The organism is Couchioplanes caeruleus, assembly GCF_023499255.1.
Taxonomy (GTDB): Bacteria; Actinomycetota; Actinomycetes; order Mycobacteriales; family Micromonosporaceae; genus Actinoplanes; species Actinoplanes caeruleus_A.
On the sequence record NZ_CP092183.1, the window covers coordinates 1569871 to 1587215 of the forward strand.

Consider the following 17345-nt stretch of genomic DNA (forward strand, 5'->3'; position numbering starts at 1 on the left):
ATGGCTGAGGTACTGGTCGTCGTCGAGGCCTCCCAGGCTGCCGGCGTCAAGAAGGTCACGCTCGAGATGCTGACGATCGCCCGCGGGCTGGGTTCGCCCTCCGCGGTGGTTCTCGGTGGCGCCGGCGCGGCGGAGCAGTTGGCCGCCAAGCTCGGCGAGTACGGCGCCGAGAAGATCTATGCGGGCGAGGGCGAGGAGATCGACGGCTACCTCGTGGCGCCCAAGGCCACGGCGGTGGCCGAGCTCGTCAAGCGCGTCCAGCCGGCCGCGGTGCTGCTCGCCGCGACGCAGGAGGGCAAGGAGATCGCCGGCCGGCTCGCGGTCAAGCTGGACAACGGCCTGCTCACGGACGCGGTGGAGGTCGCCGCGGACGGTACGGCCACCCAGGTCGTCTTCGCCGGCTCCACGATCGTGAAGTCCCAGGTCACCCGGGGCCTGCCGATCGTGACCATCCGTCCGAACTCGGTGACCCCGGCCGCCGCGCCGGCCACCCCGGCCGTGGAACAGCTGACGGTCACGGTGACCGACGCGGACAAGCTGACGAAGGTCGTCGAGCGCGTCGCCGAGACGAAGGGCTCCCGCCCGGAGCTGACCGAGGCCTCGATCGTCGTCTCGGGCGGCCGCGGCGTCGGCAACGCGGACAACTTCAAGCTGGTCGAGGAGATGGCCGACCTGCTCGGCGGCGCGGTGGGCGCCTCGCGCGCGGCCGTCGACTCCGGCTACTACCCGCACCAGTTCCAGGTCGGTCAGACCGGCAAGACGGTGTCCCCGCAGCTGTACGTCGCCCTGGGCATCTCGGGCGCCATCCAGCACCGGGCCGGCATGCAGACGTCGAAGACGATCGTGGCGGTCAACAAGGACCCCGAGGCGCCGATCTTCGAGCTGGCCGACTACGGCGTGGTGGGCGACCTCTTCAAGATCGTGCCGCAGGCGACCGACGAGATCCGCAAGCGCAAGTGACGACGGCGGGCCGGCCACGGCCCGAGCGATGAGGGAACGGCCCGGCGGCCTCGGTCGCCGGGCCGTTGTCGTGGGCTTGCGGGGTGAGCTCAGCCACTTACGCACGCGGCAGGGTGCGGCCGGCCGTTCAGGAGCCGCCAGGCGACTGGCCGGTCGGACCCGGTCCCTGGCGGGAGCGACGTCTCGGGCCACGACGGAGCCGGGCCATGATGCTCTTGGCGTTTCCGCCCTGGATATTGATCGTCCTGCCCGACGGTGACGGACGCGACGTATCCGTTGGCGGCGCACGGCATAAGCTTCATGGCGATGGCCTACCTGGATCACGCGGCGACCGCGCCGATGCTCGCCGAGGCGCTCGACGCATATGTCGCGGCCGCCCGGGAGATCGGCAACCCGTCGTCCCTGCATGCTGCCGGTCGAAGCGCTCGACGGCTCGTCGAGGAGTCGCGCGAGCGGATCGCCGCGGTGCTCGGCGCGCGGCCGTCCGAGGTGGTGTTCACCAGCGGGGGGACCGAGAGCGACAACCTCGCCACCAAGGGCATGTTCTGGGCGCGCCGCGGCGCTGACGGCCGGCGCTGCCGCGTCGTGGCCTCGGCGGTGGAGCACCACGCGGTCATGGACGCCGTGGAGTGGCTCAGGTCGCACGAGGGCGCCGTCGTCGAGTGGCTGCCCGTCGACGAGGCCGGGCGCGTCAATCCCGCGGTGCTGACGGACGCGATCCAGGCGCACGGCGACGAGATCGCTGTGATCAGCGTGCAGTGGGCCAACAACGAGGTCGGCACGCTGCAGCCGATCCCCGCGCTGGCGGCGCTCGCGGCGCAGGCAGGCATCCCCTTCCACACCGACGCGGTGCAGGCCGTGGGCCAGGTCCCCGTCGACTTCGCGGCGAGCGGCGCCGCGGCGATGACCGTGAGCGGGCACAAGGTCGGCGGACCGGTCGGCGTGGGCGCGCTGCTGCTCGGCCGGGACGTGGCCGCCACGCCGCTGCTGCACGGCGGAGGTCAGGAGCGCGACGTACGGTCCGGCACGCTGGACACCCCCGGCGTGGTGGCGTTCGCCGTCGCGGTCGAGGCGGCCGTCAAGACGCAACAGGAGCACGCGGCGCGCGTCGCCGCCCTGCGCGACGACCTGGTCGACCGGGTCCGGGCCGCCATCCCCGACGCCGTCTACAACGGTGATCCCGTCGACCGGCTGCCGGGCAACGCGCACTTCTCTTTCCCCGGCTGCGAAGGGGATGCGCTGCTCCTGCTCCTCGACGCGCAGGGGATCGCGTGCTCGACCGGCTCGGCGTGCTCGGCCGGGGTCGCCCAGCCGTCGCACGTGCTGCTCGCGATGGGCGCCGACGATGACCGGGCGCGCTCCTCGCTGCGGTTCACCCTCGGGCAGTCCTCGACGGCGCAGGACATCGACGAGCTGCTGGCTGCGCTGCCGGGCGCGGTGGAGCGGGCCCGCCGGGCGACGGCATGGAAGACGCCGCGTCAGTCCTGAGAGCCCGCGGCGCAGGAACCAAAGCATGATCATCTTGCGCCCTCCTCCTGCTGATCCGTCTTGTGCTTCGTCTATCGCGGCCGATCGCCCGGACGGTTCTTGATCCACACGATTTTCCGGGGTGGTCCAGAGCACGCCCGCCGGTCCCGGCCGCGGTGAGGTTTTGCCGGGCCCGGCGGATAGGCTTGCCGGCGTGCGAGTGCTTGCAGCTATGTCCGGCGGTGTCGACTCCGCCGTCGCTGCCGCGCGCGCCCGGGATGCCGGCCATGACGTGACCGGGGTCCACCTGGCGCTGGCGCGGAACCCTCAGACGTACCGGACGGGTGCGCGGGGATGCTGCACGCTCGAAGACTCCCGCGACGCGCGCCGGGCCGCCGACGTCATCGGCATCCCTTTCTACGTGTGGGACATGGCCGACCAGTTCCACGAGAGCGTCGTCGACGACTTCGTCGCCGAGTATGCCGCGGGCCGCACCCCCAACCCCTGCCTGCGGTGCAACGAGAAGATCAAGTTCGCCGCGGTGCTCGACCGCGCGGTCGCGCTCGGCTTCGACGCGGTCGTCACCGGTCACCACGCCCGGCTCGGCGCCGACGGGCTGCTGCGCCGCAGCGTGGACATCGCGAAGGACCAGTCGTATGTGCTGGCCGTGCTCACCCGCGACCAGCTGGACCGGGCCGTCTTCCCGCTCGGCGACTCGACCAAGGCCCAGGTGCGTGAGGAGGCTGCCGCCCGCGGTCTCGCCGTGGCCGACAAGCCGGACTCCCATGACATCTGCTTCATCGCCGACGGCGACACCCGGGGCTTCCTCGCGCAGCGACTCGGAGAGGCTCCCGGCGACATCGTCGACGGCCGCACGGGCGCGGTGCTCGGGCAGCACGCGGGCGCCTACGGCTACACGGTGGGCCAGCGCAAGGGCCTCGACCTGCGCGTGCCCGCCCCCGACGGCCGCCCGCGCTACGTGCTCTCCATCACCCCGAAGACCAACACTGTCACCGTCGGGCCCCGTGAGGACCTTGCGGTCGACACAGTGACGGCTGAGCGCCCCATCTGGCACGGCGCGCGGACGCCGGTCGAGTGCGACGTGCAGCTTCGGGCGCATGGCGAGGTCGTGTCCGCGGTCGTCTCCCTCGAGGACGGGCGGTTGACGGCTCGGCTGCGCAGCCCGGCGCGCGGGGTTGCCGCCGGCCAGGCGATCGTGGCGTACCGGCCGGATCCCGACGGGGACATCGTGCTCGGCTCGGCCACCATCGTGACCGGGGAGAACGCGCACCCCGCGACGTCCGGGACCGGAGCACCGGCCAATGGCTGACTTCCCGTGGCCGAGCGGAGCGGCGACCGGAATCGGCTCGCAGCCGGGAACGGACGTTGCCGAGGCGCAGCGGCTCATCCTCGGCGAGCTGCCCGACCTGCCGCACCTTCCCGAGCTCCCCGACCGCGGCCCGGGCGCCGACATGATCGGACGCAGCGCCGGATTCCTCGTCGAACTGCCCGTCCAGCTCTACGCCGGACGCTGGCAGATGGCGCCACGCCCGGGCAAGGACCTGCGCCGCACGGCCGACCTGCTCGAACGCGACCTCGACCAGATGACCGAGCAGGGTGACCGGTACACGGGCCCGTTCAAGATCCAGTCAGCCGGCCCGTGGACGCTCGCTGCCGGCCTGGACCTGCCCATCGGCGGCCGCATGCTGCGCGATCCGGGCGCCGTCCGGGACCTGACCGACTCCCTCGCCGAGGGCCTGCGCCGGCACGTCGCCGACGTCCGGAAGCGCCTCCCCGGCGCCACCGTGCTGCTCCAGCTCGACGAACCGTCACTGTCTGCGGTGCTGGACGGACACGTTCCCACGGAGAGCGGTCTGAGCGCGTACAGGGCCGTCGATGCCCCGGACGCCGCGACCGGCCTGCGCACCATCGTGGAGGCGGTGGGTGTGCCGGTGATCGTGCACAGCTGTGCTCCCGCCGTACCGCTGCAGGTCGTGCGGGATGCACAGGCCGCGGCCGTGTCGCTCGACCTGGCGCTCCTCAAGGATCTGGACCCGCTGGGGGAGGCCCTCGAGGCCGGCCTCGGCCTCTTCGCCGGCGCCGTGCCGACCCGGCCTGCGTCGGCGGGTCGCGCTCCGACGTCGGCAGAAACCGCAGATCGGGTACGGGGTCTGTGGCGGGAGCTGGGATTCCGGGCTGACCGGCTGCCCGAGCAGGTCGTCGTCACGCCGGCATGCGGACTGGCCGGAGCGAGCCCCGGGTACGTGCGGGCCGTGTTGACGGCCTGCCGTGACGCGGCCCGGCGCCTGTCCGAGGCGTGACGGCCGCCGTCCGGCGCGCTGTTCCCACCCGGCTCGATTCCCGGAACTGAGCCGGCGCTGCGGCTTCTCTGCTCGTCGGTCGGCGATGCCGGTCGTCCGGCGGGCGGAACTGTTGGCGTTCCGCCTTTTCTGTCGCACCCGGCGGGCATCATGCAGACATGATTGGACGTCTCGACACCGTCGTCATCGACTGCCCCGATCCCCGTGCCCTGGCACGGTTCTACAGCGAACTGCTCGGCATGCACGTCGTCCACGACGAGGACGGATGGGTGACCATCCGCACCGACTCCGACGCCCCGAGCCTGGCCTTCCAGAAAGCCCCCGACCTGCTCCCGCCGCGCTGGCCCGATCAGGACCGCCCCCAGCAGTTCCACCTGGACGTGCGCGTGGACGACATCGAGAAGGCAGAGCAGCGCGTGCTGGCCGCGGGCGCGAAACGGCTGGACGGCGGAGGCGAGACGTTCCGGGTGTACGAGGATCCGGTCGGTCACCCGTTCTGTCTGGTCTGGTAGCGGCCGCGCCGCTTCCCCGGCGGGCTCTTGCCGTCGAGCCGTTCCGCCTGCCGATCGGCCAGGCGCAGCAGGTCTCGCCGGCTCAATCCGCGGCGCCCCGCGACGATCCGGCGCACGGAACGGCTCGCCGTTCCGGCGCGACGCTGGAACGCCGAGGACCGCACCAGAATCGGCTCACCGAGATTCAGGAACGAGTCCCGCTCCGCGTACGGATCCCAGCGCCGCGTCGGAATGAGGACATGGTCCCGGCGATGGCTCTTGTCCTGACTGGTGATCTTCAAGACCACGATGCCGCGGCGGTGGTTCAGCAGCACCAGGCAGGGCCGTAGCTTCGCACCCTGACCGCGTGCGAAGGGGACCGTGGCCCACCAGATGTCACCCGCGACGGGCCGCGCATTGCGGATCCGGTGTCGCAGGAAGGCAGCGCCCGCGCCCGCGACCAGGCTCGCTGCCAGCCACAACCGCCAGTCCGCCATCGGCAGACCGTACCTTCGCGCTTCGGCGTGCGCGACCTGTACGCGGCGGCCTTTCCTCCGGTGCTGCGCCTCCGCGGCCGGCTGCGCTGGCGGCCGGCTGCGCTGGCGGCTGGCGGCTGGCGGTGCGCTTGCGGGCCGGGCTGGGTCGGGTTGCATTTGGGGCTGGCGGTGCGCTTTCGGCCGGGAGCGTGCCGCTTGGCCGGGCCATACCGCCTTGATCGTCACCGCTGCCTTCGCCGTCGCCTCGGCAGCAAAGTTGCAGCGATCGACCTTGTGACGACTTCGTAAGACGAGGCGGCCCGCAGGTCGGCGGTTTTGTCGGAGGGTCCGACTAACGTGCCTGGAGAAAGCCGAACACGGAGGTCCCGGTGCCCGAGAAGCAGTCTGTTGATGCCGAGTCGCCCGCCGACGTCGCCGTGGCCGAGGAGGTCGCCGCCGGGCAGCCCACAGCCGAGCAGATCGCGGCCGCCGGTGCCGAGCCGACGCCCGAGGCCAGCGCCCGTCATGCGGAGCTGAGTGAGGAGGTTCGCGGGCATCAGTACCGCTACTACGTCCTCGACTCGCCGACTGTCTCCGATGCCGAGTTCGACAAGCTGCTGCGGGAGTTGCAGGAGCTCGAGGATCAGTTCCCGGCCCTGCGCACGCCCGACTCGCCCACCCAGAACGTGGGCGGCACGTTCTCCACGCAGTTCACGGCGGTCGAGCATGCCGAGCGGATGATGTCGCTCGACAACGTCTTCGACGATGCCGAGCTCGCCGGGTGGGCGGAGCGTACCGAGCGGGACGCCGGCGGTCCGGTCGAGTTCATCTGCGAGCTCAAGGTCGACGGCCTGGCCATCAACCTGACGTACGAGAAGGGCAGGCTCGTCCGCGGTGCGACGCGGGGCGACGGGCGTACGGGTGAGGACGTCACCTCGAACGTGCGAACCATCCGGGAGATCCCGGAGCGGCTCGCCGGCGAGAATCCGCCCGACCTGCTCGAGGTTCGCGGCGAGATCTACTTCCCCGCGTCCGCGTTCGCCGACCTCAACGCCTCTCTCGTCGAGCAGGGCAAGGCGCCGTTCGCCAACCCGCGCAACGCGGCCGCAGGCAGTCTGCGCCAGAAGGACCCTCGCATCACCGCGTCACGAGGGCTTCGGATGGTGGTGCACGGCATCGGTGCTCGCAAGGGCTTCACCCCCGATTCGCAGGCGCACGCGTACGAGGCGTTGAAGGCTTGGGGGCTGCCGACGAGCGAGCGGTGGAAGCTGGTCCCCGACATGGCCGGCGTGCGGGAGTACATCGCCTACTACGCCGAGCACCGGCACGACGTCGAGCACGAGATCGACGGTGTGGTCGTCAAGGTGAACTCGGTGGCGATCCAGGGTCGCCTCGGCTCCACCAGCCGGGCGCCGCGCTGGGCCATCGCGTTCAAGTACCCGCCCGAGGAGGTCACCACCAAGCTCCTCGACATCGACGTGAACGTCGGCCGGACGGGGCGGGTCACGCCCTTCGCGGTGCTCGAGCCCGTACGCGTGGCCGGCTCGACCGTCGCGCTCGCGACCCTGCACAACGCCCGCGAGGTCGAGCGCAAGGGCGTGTGGATCGGCGACACCGTCGTCCTGCGCAAGGCGGGCGACGTCATCCCCGAGGTCCTCGGTCCGGTGATGGACCTGCGCCCGGACGACGCGCGCCCCTTCGTGATGCCGACCGAGTGCCCGGCGTGCGGCACGAAGCTCGCGCCCGCCAAGGAAAGCGACATCGACATCCGCTGCCCGAACACGCGTTCCTGCCCGGCGCAGTTGCGCGAGCGGGTGTTCCACCTGGCCGGTCGGGGCGCCTTCGACATCGAGGTGCTCGGCTACAAGGCCGCGCAGGCGCTGCTCGAGTCGCAGATCATCGCCGACGAGGGCGACCTGTTCGCCATCACCGCCGATGACTTGCAGCGGTCCCCGTTCTTCGTCAACAAGGACGGCAGCCTCGGCAGCAACGCGGTGAAGCTTCTGGAGAACCTCGAAGAGGCCAAGCACCGTCCGCTCTGGCGCGTGCTCGTCGCGCTCTCGATCCGGCACGTCGGCCCCACCGCCGCGCAGGCGCTGGCACGGCACTTCGGGTCCATGGAAGCCCTCGAGACCGCGGTGGCCGAGGCCCGCGTCGAGGAACTGTCCGCGGTGGAGGGCGTCGGCCCGACGATCGCCGAGAGCCTGCGCGAGTGGTTCGCCGTCGACTGGCACCGTGACATCGTCGCGAAGTGGCGCACCGCCGGCGTCCAGATGGAGGACGAACGGACGGACGAGGGCCCCCGGCCGCTGGAAGGGCTCACAGTCGTGGTGACGGGAACCCTGGCCTCGTATTCGCGTGACGCGGCCACGGAGGCGGTGACGTCCCGCGGCGGCAAGGTGAGCGGCTCAGTGTCGAAGAAGACGGCATTCGTGGTCGTGGGCGACAACCCCGGCAGCAAGTACGACAAGGCGTTGCAGCTGAAGGTTCCGGTGCTGGACGAGGACGGCTTCGGGGTCCTGCTCAGCGACGGGCCGGACGCGGCCCGCGCGGTGGCGGAGATCGGGGAGACGCCGCCCAAGGAGTGACAAGCCACGGCCGACCGGTGTGACAACGCAGTCTCCCAGCCGGCCGCGGTCACGAGCCCGCCGTGGCCAGGCCCCGGCTGGGTCGCGGCTTCGGCTGGGGTAGCGGCTTCAGCTGGACAAGGGTCCAGCTGGGGCGTGCGTCAGCTCGGGCAGGGCGTGCGTCAGCTCGGGCAGATCCAGCTGGGGCGTGCGTCAGCTCGGGCAGGGACTAAGCCGCAGCGCGGGTGCAGCTCCGGCATGCGTCCGGCCGAGCCCTCCGGCTCGGCCGGAGGCCGTCCCCGTGGCAGCCAACGTCCCGGGCGGCGTCCACCCGCCCGACCACACCCGGCCGCGCGCCCGCACCGACCACCCGCGACAACACCCCATCCACCTGCGACAACACAGCCACCGGACCCACCCGCCACCTCCACGTAAGACCTTTGATCACGCTCCAACGGGTGAACTTCTCACCGATCCACGTTCTCCGACTTATGCCAATTTGATAACGCCGAGTCTGTTTCGCGTAGTTTTGTCTATGTGGATCTATGGTGAGGAGGACTCGGTCGGTCGATGCCATCCTGGAGGTCGCATGGGTGCCGCACAGCAGCGCAGCTCCATGCCGGGTGGGCGGGGGTCGGTCAGTGCCAGGCGGGGTGCCGTCGCCGCCGTCGGGGGTGCCCTGGCCGTCGACGCCGCGCTGTGGGCGCTCTTTCCTGGGCAGTTCGCCGACTTGGAGACCGCCTTCTGGGTGATGGCCGTGCTCGCTCTCGCCGTGGACGCGCGGCCCTATGTGGTCGCGAACCGGCGGGCCAGTTCCGTCATCCTCCCGTCGATCTGTTTCACCTTCGGGATCGTGCTCGCCTGGGGGTTCGTGCCCGCGCTGGCCGTGCAACTCGCCGCCATGGCGGTCGCCGGGGTGCGGATGCGGCAGTCCGCGAGGCGGGCGCTGCACCTTGCCGTACAGCATGCTTCCGCGCTCGCCTCGGCCGCTCTGGTGGCCGGGCTGGCCGGGTTGCGGATCGGGCGGGAGCCGGACTGGAGCGAGGCGCTGCTCATGATCGCGGCCTCCGTCGCCTGGATCTGCGGGCGGTACGGGCTCGACGCCGTGTCCTCGCGGGTGCTGACCGGCGGGCGGAAGCCGAAGCGGCCCGAGCGGTGGGGGCTGGAGTGGTTCGCCACCGCCTCGTTGCTGCTCCTGGGGCCCATCGTGCTGGCCGCTGCGCAGGTGGGGCTGGCGCTCGTACCCCTGGTGCTGCTTGCTCTGCACGCCGTGCACCGGATGGTTCGGTCGGCCGGCGAGTACGAGCGGGCCGCTCGCGTCGATGCGCTGACCGGGTTGCCGAACCGGCGCGCCTTGCAGGCATCGGTCGCCGAGCGGGGTGCTGGGCGGGGATCGCATCGGCCCGAGCGGCGGATGGCGTTGCTGCTTCTGGACCTCGACCGTTTCCGTACGGTCAATGACGCGCTCGGGCACGCCCACGGTGACCGGCTGCTCATCCAGGTGGCTCAGCGGCTGGCTGCCGTCGTACCCCCGCATGATCTTGTCGTCCGGCTCGGGGGTGACGAATTCGCCGTGCTGGCCACCCGGGTCGACGGGCCGGCCGCGGCCCGGCGGATCGCCACGCACCTGGCCGACGCGCTCGGGGCGCCGTTCGCGGTCGACGGGTTGCCCATCGATGTCAGCGCGTCGATCGGCATCGCCCTGCAGTCCGAGCGGGGAAGCGACGGCGCGGCCTTGCTGCGGCAGGCCGAAGCCGCCATGTACGACGCCAAGCAGCGCGGAGCGCAGTTCGCCGTCTACGCGCGTGACGCCGACCACCACACGCCCGACCTGACCCTCCTCGCCGACCTGCGCCGTTCGCTGCAGCAGGAGCCCGCCGAGGGGCTGATGCTCTACTACCAGCCGCAGATCGCCATCGCGACCGGCGAGGTCGTCGGCGTGGAGGCCCTGTTGCGGTGGCAGCATCCCGATCGCGGCATGGTGGGTCCCGAGGAGCTGCTGCGGGTCGTCGAGCAGACGCCCGTCATGCGCCTGCTGACCAGCCGCGTCCTGGCCGAGGTGATCTCGCAGCTGGCCGCCTGGCGCGCTGACGGGCGGACCGTCCGGGCGTCGGTCAACGTCAGCGTGCGCGACCTGCACGCGGCGGACATCGCCGAGGAGATCCAGACCCTGCTTCTCCGGTACGCCGTCCCGGCCGACCAGCTGCAGCTCGAGATCACCGAGAGTGCGCTGATGGCCGACCCGCACCGGGTGCTGGACACGATCACCCGGCTGGACCGGATGGGCGTGGCGATCTCCCTCGACGACTTCGGGACCGGGTACTCGTCGCTGCAGCACCTGCGGCGGCTGCCGCTCGCCGAAGTCAAGATCGACCGGTCGTTCGTGCTGGGCATGGCGGCCGACCGGGGCGACGCCGCGATCGTACGGTCGGTCATCGCGCTCGCCGACTCCCTCGGGCTGCGGGTCGTCGCCGAGGGTGTGGAGGACGAGCGGACCTGGAAGCTGCTCGCGGCGGACGGCTGCCACGCCGCCCAGGGGTGGTTCCACGCCCGGCCGATGCCGGCGGCCGAGCTCGCGGGCTGGCTCGCGCGGTACAGGCCGCTGCGCCCCGGGCGGGAGCCGGGCGCCCTCGCGGCCACCTGATCGGAGTTGTCCACAGGTTGGGGAGCCGCCCGACAAACCCCTCGCCGAGCCAAATAGACTCTCCGGGTCAGCATCACCGACCGACACCAGGGGGCACGATGGCCGCCATCTCCCGCGAAGAGGTCGCGCATCTCGCGCGCCTGTCGCGGCTCGCCGTGACCGACGAGGAGCTGGACAGGTTCGCCGGTCAGCTCGATGTCATCCTGCAGTCGGTCGCCCGGATCGGTGACGTGGCCGCCGACGACATCCCGCCCACCTCGCACTCCGTGCCGCTGACCAACGTCTACCGCGACGATGTCGTGCAGCCGTGCCTGCGGCAGGAGGACGTTCTCGCCGGCGCTCCCGACGCCGCCGAGGGCCGTTTCCGCGTACCGCGCATCCTCGACGAGGAGGAGTGAGCACCGTGAGTGACGTCACCAGGATGACGGCGGCGCAGATCGCCGGCCTCATCGCCTCCGGTGAGACCTCCGCCGTCGAGGTCGCCACCGCCCACCTCGACCGGATCGCCGCCGTCGACGAGCGGGTGCACGCGTTCCTGCACGTCGATCGGGAGGGCGCGCTCGCGGCCGCCGCCGACGTGGACGCCCGCCGGTCCCGCGGCGAGGAGCTGGGCCCGCTCGCCGGGGTGCCCGTCGCGGTCAAGGACGTGATCGCGACCAAGGGCGTCCCGACCACCGCCGCGTCGAAGATCCTCGAGGGCTGGACGCCGCCGTACGACGCGACGCTCGTCGAGCGGCTGCGCGGCGCCGGCACGGTGATGCTCGGCAAGACCAACATGGACGAGTTCGCGATGGGCTCCTCCACCGAATACTCCGCGTACGGGCCCACGAACAACCCCTGGGACCTGGGGCGTATCCCGGGCGGCTCCGGCGGTGGCAGTGCCGCTTCGCTGGCGGCGTACGAGGCCCCGCTCGCCATCGGCACCGACACCGGCGGCTCGATCCGTCAGCCCGGCGCTGTCACCGGCACCGTCGGCGCGAAGCCCACGTACGGCGGCACCTCCCGGTACGGGCTCATCGCCTTCTCGTCCTCGCTGGACACCCCGGGGCCCTGCGCGCGTACGGTCGAGGACGCCGCGCTCCTGCACACGGTCATCGGCGGGTACGACCCGCGCGACTCCACCTCGATCCCGCAGCCGGTGCCGGACGTCGTGGCCGCCGCGCGGCTGGGAGCCACCGGTGACCTGACCGGCGTGAAGCTGGGCATCGTCAAGGAGTTCGCGGGGGAGGGCGCCGAGCCCGGCGTGATCGCCGCGTTTCGCGAGTCGGTGGAGGCGCTCGTCAAGCTCGGCGCCGAGGTCGTCGAGGTCTCCTGCCCGCACTTCGAGTACGCGCTGCCCGCCTACTACCTGATCGCGCCGAGCGAGGCGTCGTCCAACCTCGCCCGCTTCGACGGCGTGCGCTACGGCCTGCGCTCCGGCGACGACGGCAAGCGCTCGCTCGAGGAGGTCATGTCGCTGACCCGCGACGAGGGCTTCGGCCCCGAGGTCAAGCGGCGCATCATCCTCGGCACGTACGCGCTCTCCAGCGGCTACTACGACGCGTACTACGGCCAGGCGCAGAAGGTGCGCACGCTGATCACGCGGGACTTCACCTCGGCGTTCGAGCAGGTGGACGTGCTGATCTCGCCGACCACGCCGTTCGTGGCCTTCCCGTTCGGGTCGCGCACCTCGGACCCGTACCAGATGTATCTCTCCGACCTGTACACGATCCCGACCAACCTGTACGGCGGTCCGGCGATCTCCGTGCCGTGCGGGCTGTCCGAGGGTCTGCCGGTCGGTTTCCAGATCATGGCCCCGACGATGGCGGACGACCGCATGTACCGGGTGGCCGCGGCCCTCGAGTCGGCGGTCGGCACGCTCACCCCGCCGGAGCTGTAGAACCCCTGCCGCGCTCCCGGCCCCGACCCGGGAGCGCGGCGAACCCCACCAGGCTTGCTTTGTCCGGATTTGGAGTGACCGCATGAGTACGACCGTGCTGCCCTCGTACGAGGACGCGACCGCCCGCTACGAACCGGTGATCGGCCTGGAGACGCACGTCGAGCTCGGCACGAACACGAAGATGTTCTGCGGCTGCCCGACGGAGTTCGGCGCGGAGCCCAACACGCAGGTCTGTCCCGTGTGCCTCGCCCTGCCCGGTGCGCTGCCGGTCGCCAACCGGGCCGGCATCGAGGCGACGATCCGCATCGGGCTCGCGCTCAACTGCGACATCGCCGAATGGTGCCGGATGGCCCGGAAGAACTACTTCTACCCGGACATGCCGAAGAACTTCCAGACCTCGCAGTACGACGAGCCGTTGTGCACCGACGGCTACGTCGACGTCGAGATCGACGGCGAGACCGTCCGCATCGGCATCGAGCGGGTGCACCTCGAGGAGGACACCGGCAAGACGCTGCACGTCGGCGGCGCGACCGGACGCATCCACGGCGCCACCGAGTCGCTCGTGGACTACAACCGCGCCGGGATCCCGCTCGTCGAGATCGTCACCAAGCCGGTGCCCGGGATCGGCGCGAAGGCCCCCGAGGTCGCCCGCGCGTACGTGACGGAGCTGCGCGACATCATCCGCTCGCTCGGCGTCTCCGACGTGCGCATGGAACAGGGCTCGCTGCGCTGCGACGTCAACACCTCGCTCAACCTGCCGGGCGAGGAGTGGGGCACGCGTACGGAGACCAAGAACGTCAACTCGCTGCGCTCCGTCGAGCGCGCCGTCCGCTCCGAGATCATCCGCCAGGCGTCCGTCCTCGACGCCGGCGGCCGGATCACCCAGGAGACGCGGCACTTCCAGGAGGACACCGGCGACACCCGCCCGGGCCGCTCCAAGGAGACCGCGACCGACTACCGCTACTTCCCCGAGCCCGACCTCGTGCCGATCGCGCCCGATCCGGCCTGGGTCGCCGAGCTCAAGGCCTCGCTCCCGGAGCGGCCCAGCGTCAAGCGCGCCCGGCTGCGCGAGGAGTGGGGCATCAGCGCCCTCGACATGCAGTCGGTCGCCAACGCCGGCGCCGTCGAACTGATCGAGCAGACGATCGCCGCGGGCGCGTCCCCGGCCGGCGCGCGCAAGTGGTGGATGGGCGAGCTGGCCCGCCGCGCCAACGAGACCGGCGTCGAGCTCGCCGAGGTCGGCGCCACCCCGGCGCAGGTCGCGCAGCTGCAGGCTCTGGTCGACGAGGGCAAGCTCAACGACAAGCTCGCCCGCACGGTCCTCGAGGGCGTCGTCGCCGGCGAGGGCGACCCCGCGGAGGTCATGGCCGCCCGCGGCCTCGGCGTCGTCTCCGACACCGGCGCCCTCCAGGCGGCGGTCGACGAGGCCATCGCCGCCAACCCGGACATCGCCGCCAAGATCCGCGACGGCAAGGTAGCCGCGGCGGGCGCCCTGGTCGGCGCGGTCATGAAAACCACCCGCGGCCAGGCGGACGCCAAAACCGTCCGCGACCTCATCCTCGCCCGCCTCAGCTGATCCGAGGACAGCCACAACCACAAAGCATTCAAGTACGGACACCGCCAAGCTGAACTGGCACACGGCCAGGCACCTGCCGTCCCGTCCTGCGCACGCCCGCATCCGGCCGTGAGCGGACGAGACCACGCAACCGCCCCCGGCCGTCTCGCGCCGCGCGGTCCGCCCTGGGCGTCTCGCGCCGCGCGAACCGCCCTGGGCGTCTCGCTGCAGCGGGCTGCCCCGGGCGTCTCCCGTGGGGCGGGCCGCCCCGGCTGTCTCGCGGGGGGAGGGTCTCCCCGGCTGTTTCGCGGGGGGAGGATCTCCCCGGCTGTCTCGCGCGGGGCGGACCTCCCCGGCCGTCTCGGTTTGGCGCGGGATGACGCCAGAACGGCGGTCAGGCCGCGCCCCACCACGCGGCAGTCGCCTACGTCGGGGAGGGAGCTGCCGATCCGGCGGTCGTCGGGGTGCCTGCGCGCCGAACCGCACCCCGCCCACCCCCGGATGCCCACGCCCAGCGGCTGACGATTGGACAGCGGCCCCGGCCGCGGGGCCGTAGCTGGCCCGCTGGCCCGCTGGCCCGCTGGCCCGCTGGCCCGCTGGCCCGCTGGCCCGCTGGCCCGCCGATACAGCTGGGACGGCCGACGCTGGTCTCCTGCGTCACCTGCGTCACCTGCGTCGGGCAGTGAACCAACAGCCGCGATGGGACGGAAGCTGCCTGCAGTAAGTCGCCCGCGCCGCGCTAGGGGGCAAGCGACGGCCGTGTGCCGCAGGTCCAGCAGGTGAGCGGAAGACAGCGGCCTTGTGACCGCGAGCGCGGTGGTAGATGGCAGTGGGTGGAAGGCGGCGGCCGTGTTTGCCGCCGGCGCGGCGTGGGTGACAGCGACGGCGCGCAGACGGTGGGCGTCACAGGTCACCCTGGACGCGACGGCAGCCCGGCCGGGATGGCGGGCGCCACTCCAGCCGGAACGGTGGGCGCAGGCCACAGGCACGGCAGTGAGCGACGGCTGCCGGTAGCAGTGCGGGCAGGTAGACGGGCGGAGGCCGGGGCGGCAGGTGGAGCTGGCGGCGGGCGCAGGTGGGCGGTGGCCGCAGGGGCGGCTGGCGCAGCAGGCGGGCGGCGCGGTAGGCGGAGCGGGCGGGCGGTGGCGGCAGAGGCGGCTGGCTCGCTGGTGCAGGCGGCAGGTCAGCCCGGATGGGGGCGGCACTCAGGCCGGGACGGCAGGCGTCGGCCCTGTGTGCCACGGGACCCTTGTGCGCCCGTACCTGAAAAAGGGCGGCACCCTCGTGCGGCCGTGCCTGCGAAAAGAGCCGGAACCGCCGCGCGTCCGTATCTGAATAGACGGGACTCTCGAGATGGAGGGCCGGGGTCAGCTTGGCCGGGCTCCCGGGGTGACGCCGTTGAAGACTGACGGGTCCGTCGTGGGTGCAGGCTTTTCGGCGCCGACTACGTTTCGTTGCATTTCGACGTTGGACTGGCCGGTGCCGCCCAGTTGGATGTCGTCGTAGGCCTTGAGGTTCTGGTTTTCGTCGAAGTAGAGGACCGACATCTGCAGCGGCGTCGGGGCTTCCTTCTGGAGGCCGCGCAGGCCTGCCCCGCCCGTGGAGCCTTCCACGAGGAGGCGGGTTTCCAGCGGGGGCGGCGCGGGGGTGCCGGACGGCTCCGGGGTCGGGGACGGCGACGTGCCGTCGGTGGGTGGGGCGGGGGCCGGGAGGATGCTGACCTCGCGTTTGTGCGTGTGGCCGGCGAGGACGAGCGGGACCACGCCGGACAGGGGTGGTGCCATCGCCGGGTCGTGGACGAGCGCGACTCCGACCTTGCGGTTCGAGGTGCGGATCGTGGTGGCGAGCTGGCCACCGCTGCTCAGGAGCGGGGTGGTGGCCGGTTCGTCCGCGTTGGCCGCCGGTGGGGTCTCGCTCTTGTCGGGGGTGAATTCCGGGTCGCCGATGCCCGCGATGGTCACGCCGTTGATCGTGGTCATGGTGTTGTCCAGGACGATCGCGTTGCGCTGGCGGGCCACCGCCGCCTGGATGGCCGACGAGTCGTGGTTGCCGCGCACGTAGATGTACGGGACGCCGAGCTGGCCGATGTTGTTCACGTACGTCGTCTCCGCGCTGCTGCCCCAGTCGACGATGTCCCCGGTGTCCACCACCGCGTCGATGTCCCAGGACTTCACCACGGTCTTGATGACGTTCCACGAGGTCGGGTTCAGGTGCAGGTCCGAGACGTGCAGGATGCGGGTCGTGTTGCCCGACGGCTCCACCGGCAGGGTGGACACCGTGGTGTAGATGCGGCTGACGTTGCTGACCAGCTCGGCGAGCTGGTCGGCGTACCGGCCGTAGTTGTCGGCGATGCGGCGGGCGTCACCGACCACCGCGGGCGCGTTCACCAGGAGGCCCTCGTAGCGCGGCTCGCTGATCGAGCCGGGCCGGATCGTGCCGGCCGCCAGGCCCAGGCTGCCACCGGTGACCACCAGCGCGATGAGGCCCGCCGAGGCCACCCGGCGGACGTTGCGGAAGATCAGCGCGGACAGCAGCAGGGCGCAGGCGATGGCCGCGCCGAGCGCGCGCAGGCTGAGCTGCAGGACGCCCCGGGTGACGTCGTCGACCGCCGACTGGCCGGCCGCGCTGATCGCCGTCGGGTCGTCGATCAGGGCTTCCGTACGCTGCTGGTCCAGCGAGCCCAGGTTCACCTTGAGGTGGATGGGGCCGTCGTGGCTGTCGAGGTGCAACGAGCCCAGCGGCGGGATGTCCACCTCCGTGCCGCCCTCGACCGACGGGCTGATCGACATGTCGGCGCGGAACGGGCCCACCGGGATGTCCGACTGGGCGAGCAGCATCGTGCCGACGATGACGCCGGTGAGGCTCACCAGCAGCACGGCCGCCCAGATGCGCAGGCGGTGCGCCCAGTGATGGCGCCAGGCGCGGCCCAGGGCGCCGGTCACCCGGTGCGTCGCGCGCAGCGCCGGCGAGAGTCTGTTTTCCATG

12 protein-coding genes are annotated in these 17345 nt (G+C 71.9%); 10 read left to right on the forward strand and 2 right to left on the reverse strand.

What is annotated here, in order from left to right:
• From COUCH_RS07485 to COUCH_RS07505, 5 genes are all read left to right on the forward strand, one after another.
• The gene (locus tag COUCH_RS07485; RefSeq protein WP_249611360.1) at positions 1–960 is read left to right on the forward strand and encodes an electron transfer flavoprotein subunit alpha/FixB family protein; all 960 of its coding nucleotides are present in this window, start codon (positions 1–3) and stop codon (positions 958–960) included.
• A gap of 306 nt (positions 961–1266) precedes the next feature.
• Positions 1267–2448, forward strand: a complete 1182-nt coding sequence (locus COUCH_RS07490) for a cysteine desulfurase family protein (protein WP_249611361.1) — start codon at positions 1267–1269, stop codon at positions 2446–2448.
• A 193-nt stretch (positions 2449–2641) separates the two neighbouring features.
• A complete protein-coding gene (gene mnmA / locus COUCH_RS07495; protein ID WP_249611362.1) occupies positions 2642–3757 on the forward strand; it encodes a tRNA 2-thiouridine(34) synthase MnmA in 1116 nt (371 codons plus the stop codon).
• Complete coding sequence (locus COUCH_RS07500) at positions 3750–4748, forward strand: methionine synthase (protein WP_249611363.1); 999 nt, start codon at positions 3750–3752, stop codon at positions 4746–4748. Before mnmA ends, COUCH_RS07500 begins: the two co-directional genes overlap by 8 nt.
• A gap of 158 nt (positions 4749–4906) precedes the next feature.
• Entirely contained in the window at positions 4907–5260 is a 354-nt protein-coding gene (locus COUCH_RS07505; RefSeq protein WP_249611364.1) for a VOC family protein, read from the forward strand.
• On the opposite strand, the gene COUCH_RS07510 is transcribed toward COUCH_RS07505, so the two are convergent.
• Positions 5236–5736 carry a type II toxin-antitoxin system PemK/MazF family toxin gene (locus COUCH_RS07510; RefSeq protein WP_249611365.1) on the reverse strand — a complete coding sequence of 167 codons (501 nt, stop codon included), beginning with the start codon at positions 5734–5736 and terminating at the stop codon, positions 5236–5238. The genes COUCH_RS07505 and COUCH_RS07510 overlap by 25 nt on opposite strands.
• 416 nt (positions 5737–6152) lie before the next feature.
• On the opposite strand from COUCH_RS07510, the gene ligA reads away from it, so the two are divergent.
• The 5 genes from ligA to gatB all read left to right on the forward strand — a co-directional run bounded on the left by ligA (position 6153) and on the right by gatB (position 14381).
• Complete coding sequence (gene ligA, locus COUCH_RS07515; protein WP_249613608.1) at positions 6153–8303, forward strand: NAD-dependent DNA ligase LigA; 2151 nt, start codon at positions 6153–6155, stop codon at positions 8301–8303.
• A 568-nt stretch (positions 8304–8871) separates the two neighbouring features.
• Positions 8872–10926, forward strand: a complete 2055-nt coding sequence (locus tag COUCH_RS07520) for a putative bifunctional diguanylate cyclase/phosphodiesterase (RefSeq protein WP_249611366.1) — start codon at positions 8872–8874, stop codon at positions 10924–10926.
• Between the two features lie 98 nt (positions 10927–11024).
• Positions 11025–11324, forward strand: coding sequence for an Asp-tRNA(Asn)/Glu-tRNA(Gln) amidotransferase subunit GatC (gene gatC, locus COUCH_RS07525; RefSeq protein WP_249611367.1), 300 nt, complete (start codon positions 11025–11027; stop codon positions 11322–11324).
• A 23-nt stretch (positions 11325–11347) separates the two neighbouring features.
• On the forward strand, positions 11348–12805 hold the full coding sequence (gene gatA / locus COUCH_RS07530) for an Asp-tRNA(Asn)/Glu-tRNA(Gln) amidotransferase subunit GatA (RefSeq protein ID WP_430640964.1): 1458 nt from the start codon (positions 11348–11350) through the stop codon (positions 12803–12805).
• An 82-nt stretch (positions 12806–12887) separates the two neighbouring features.
• Positions 12888–14381, forward strand: a complete 1494-nt coding sequence (gene gatB / locus COUCH_RS07535) for an Asp-tRNA(Asn)/Glu-tRNA(Gln) amidotransferase subunit GatB (RefSeq protein ID WP_249611369.1) — start codon at positions 12888–12890, stop codon at positions 14379–14381.
• A 1346-nt stretch (positions 14382–15727) separates the two neighbouring features.
• Here the strand turns inward: gatB and COUCH_RS07540 are convergent.
• Positions 15728–17344 (reverse strand): metallophosphoesterase, encoded by a 1617-nt coding sequence (locus tag COUCH_RS07540; RefSeq protein ID WP_249611370.1) that lies wholly within the window; start codon positions 17342–17344, stop codon positions 15728–15730.
• Position 17345 lies beyond the last annotated feature (1 nt).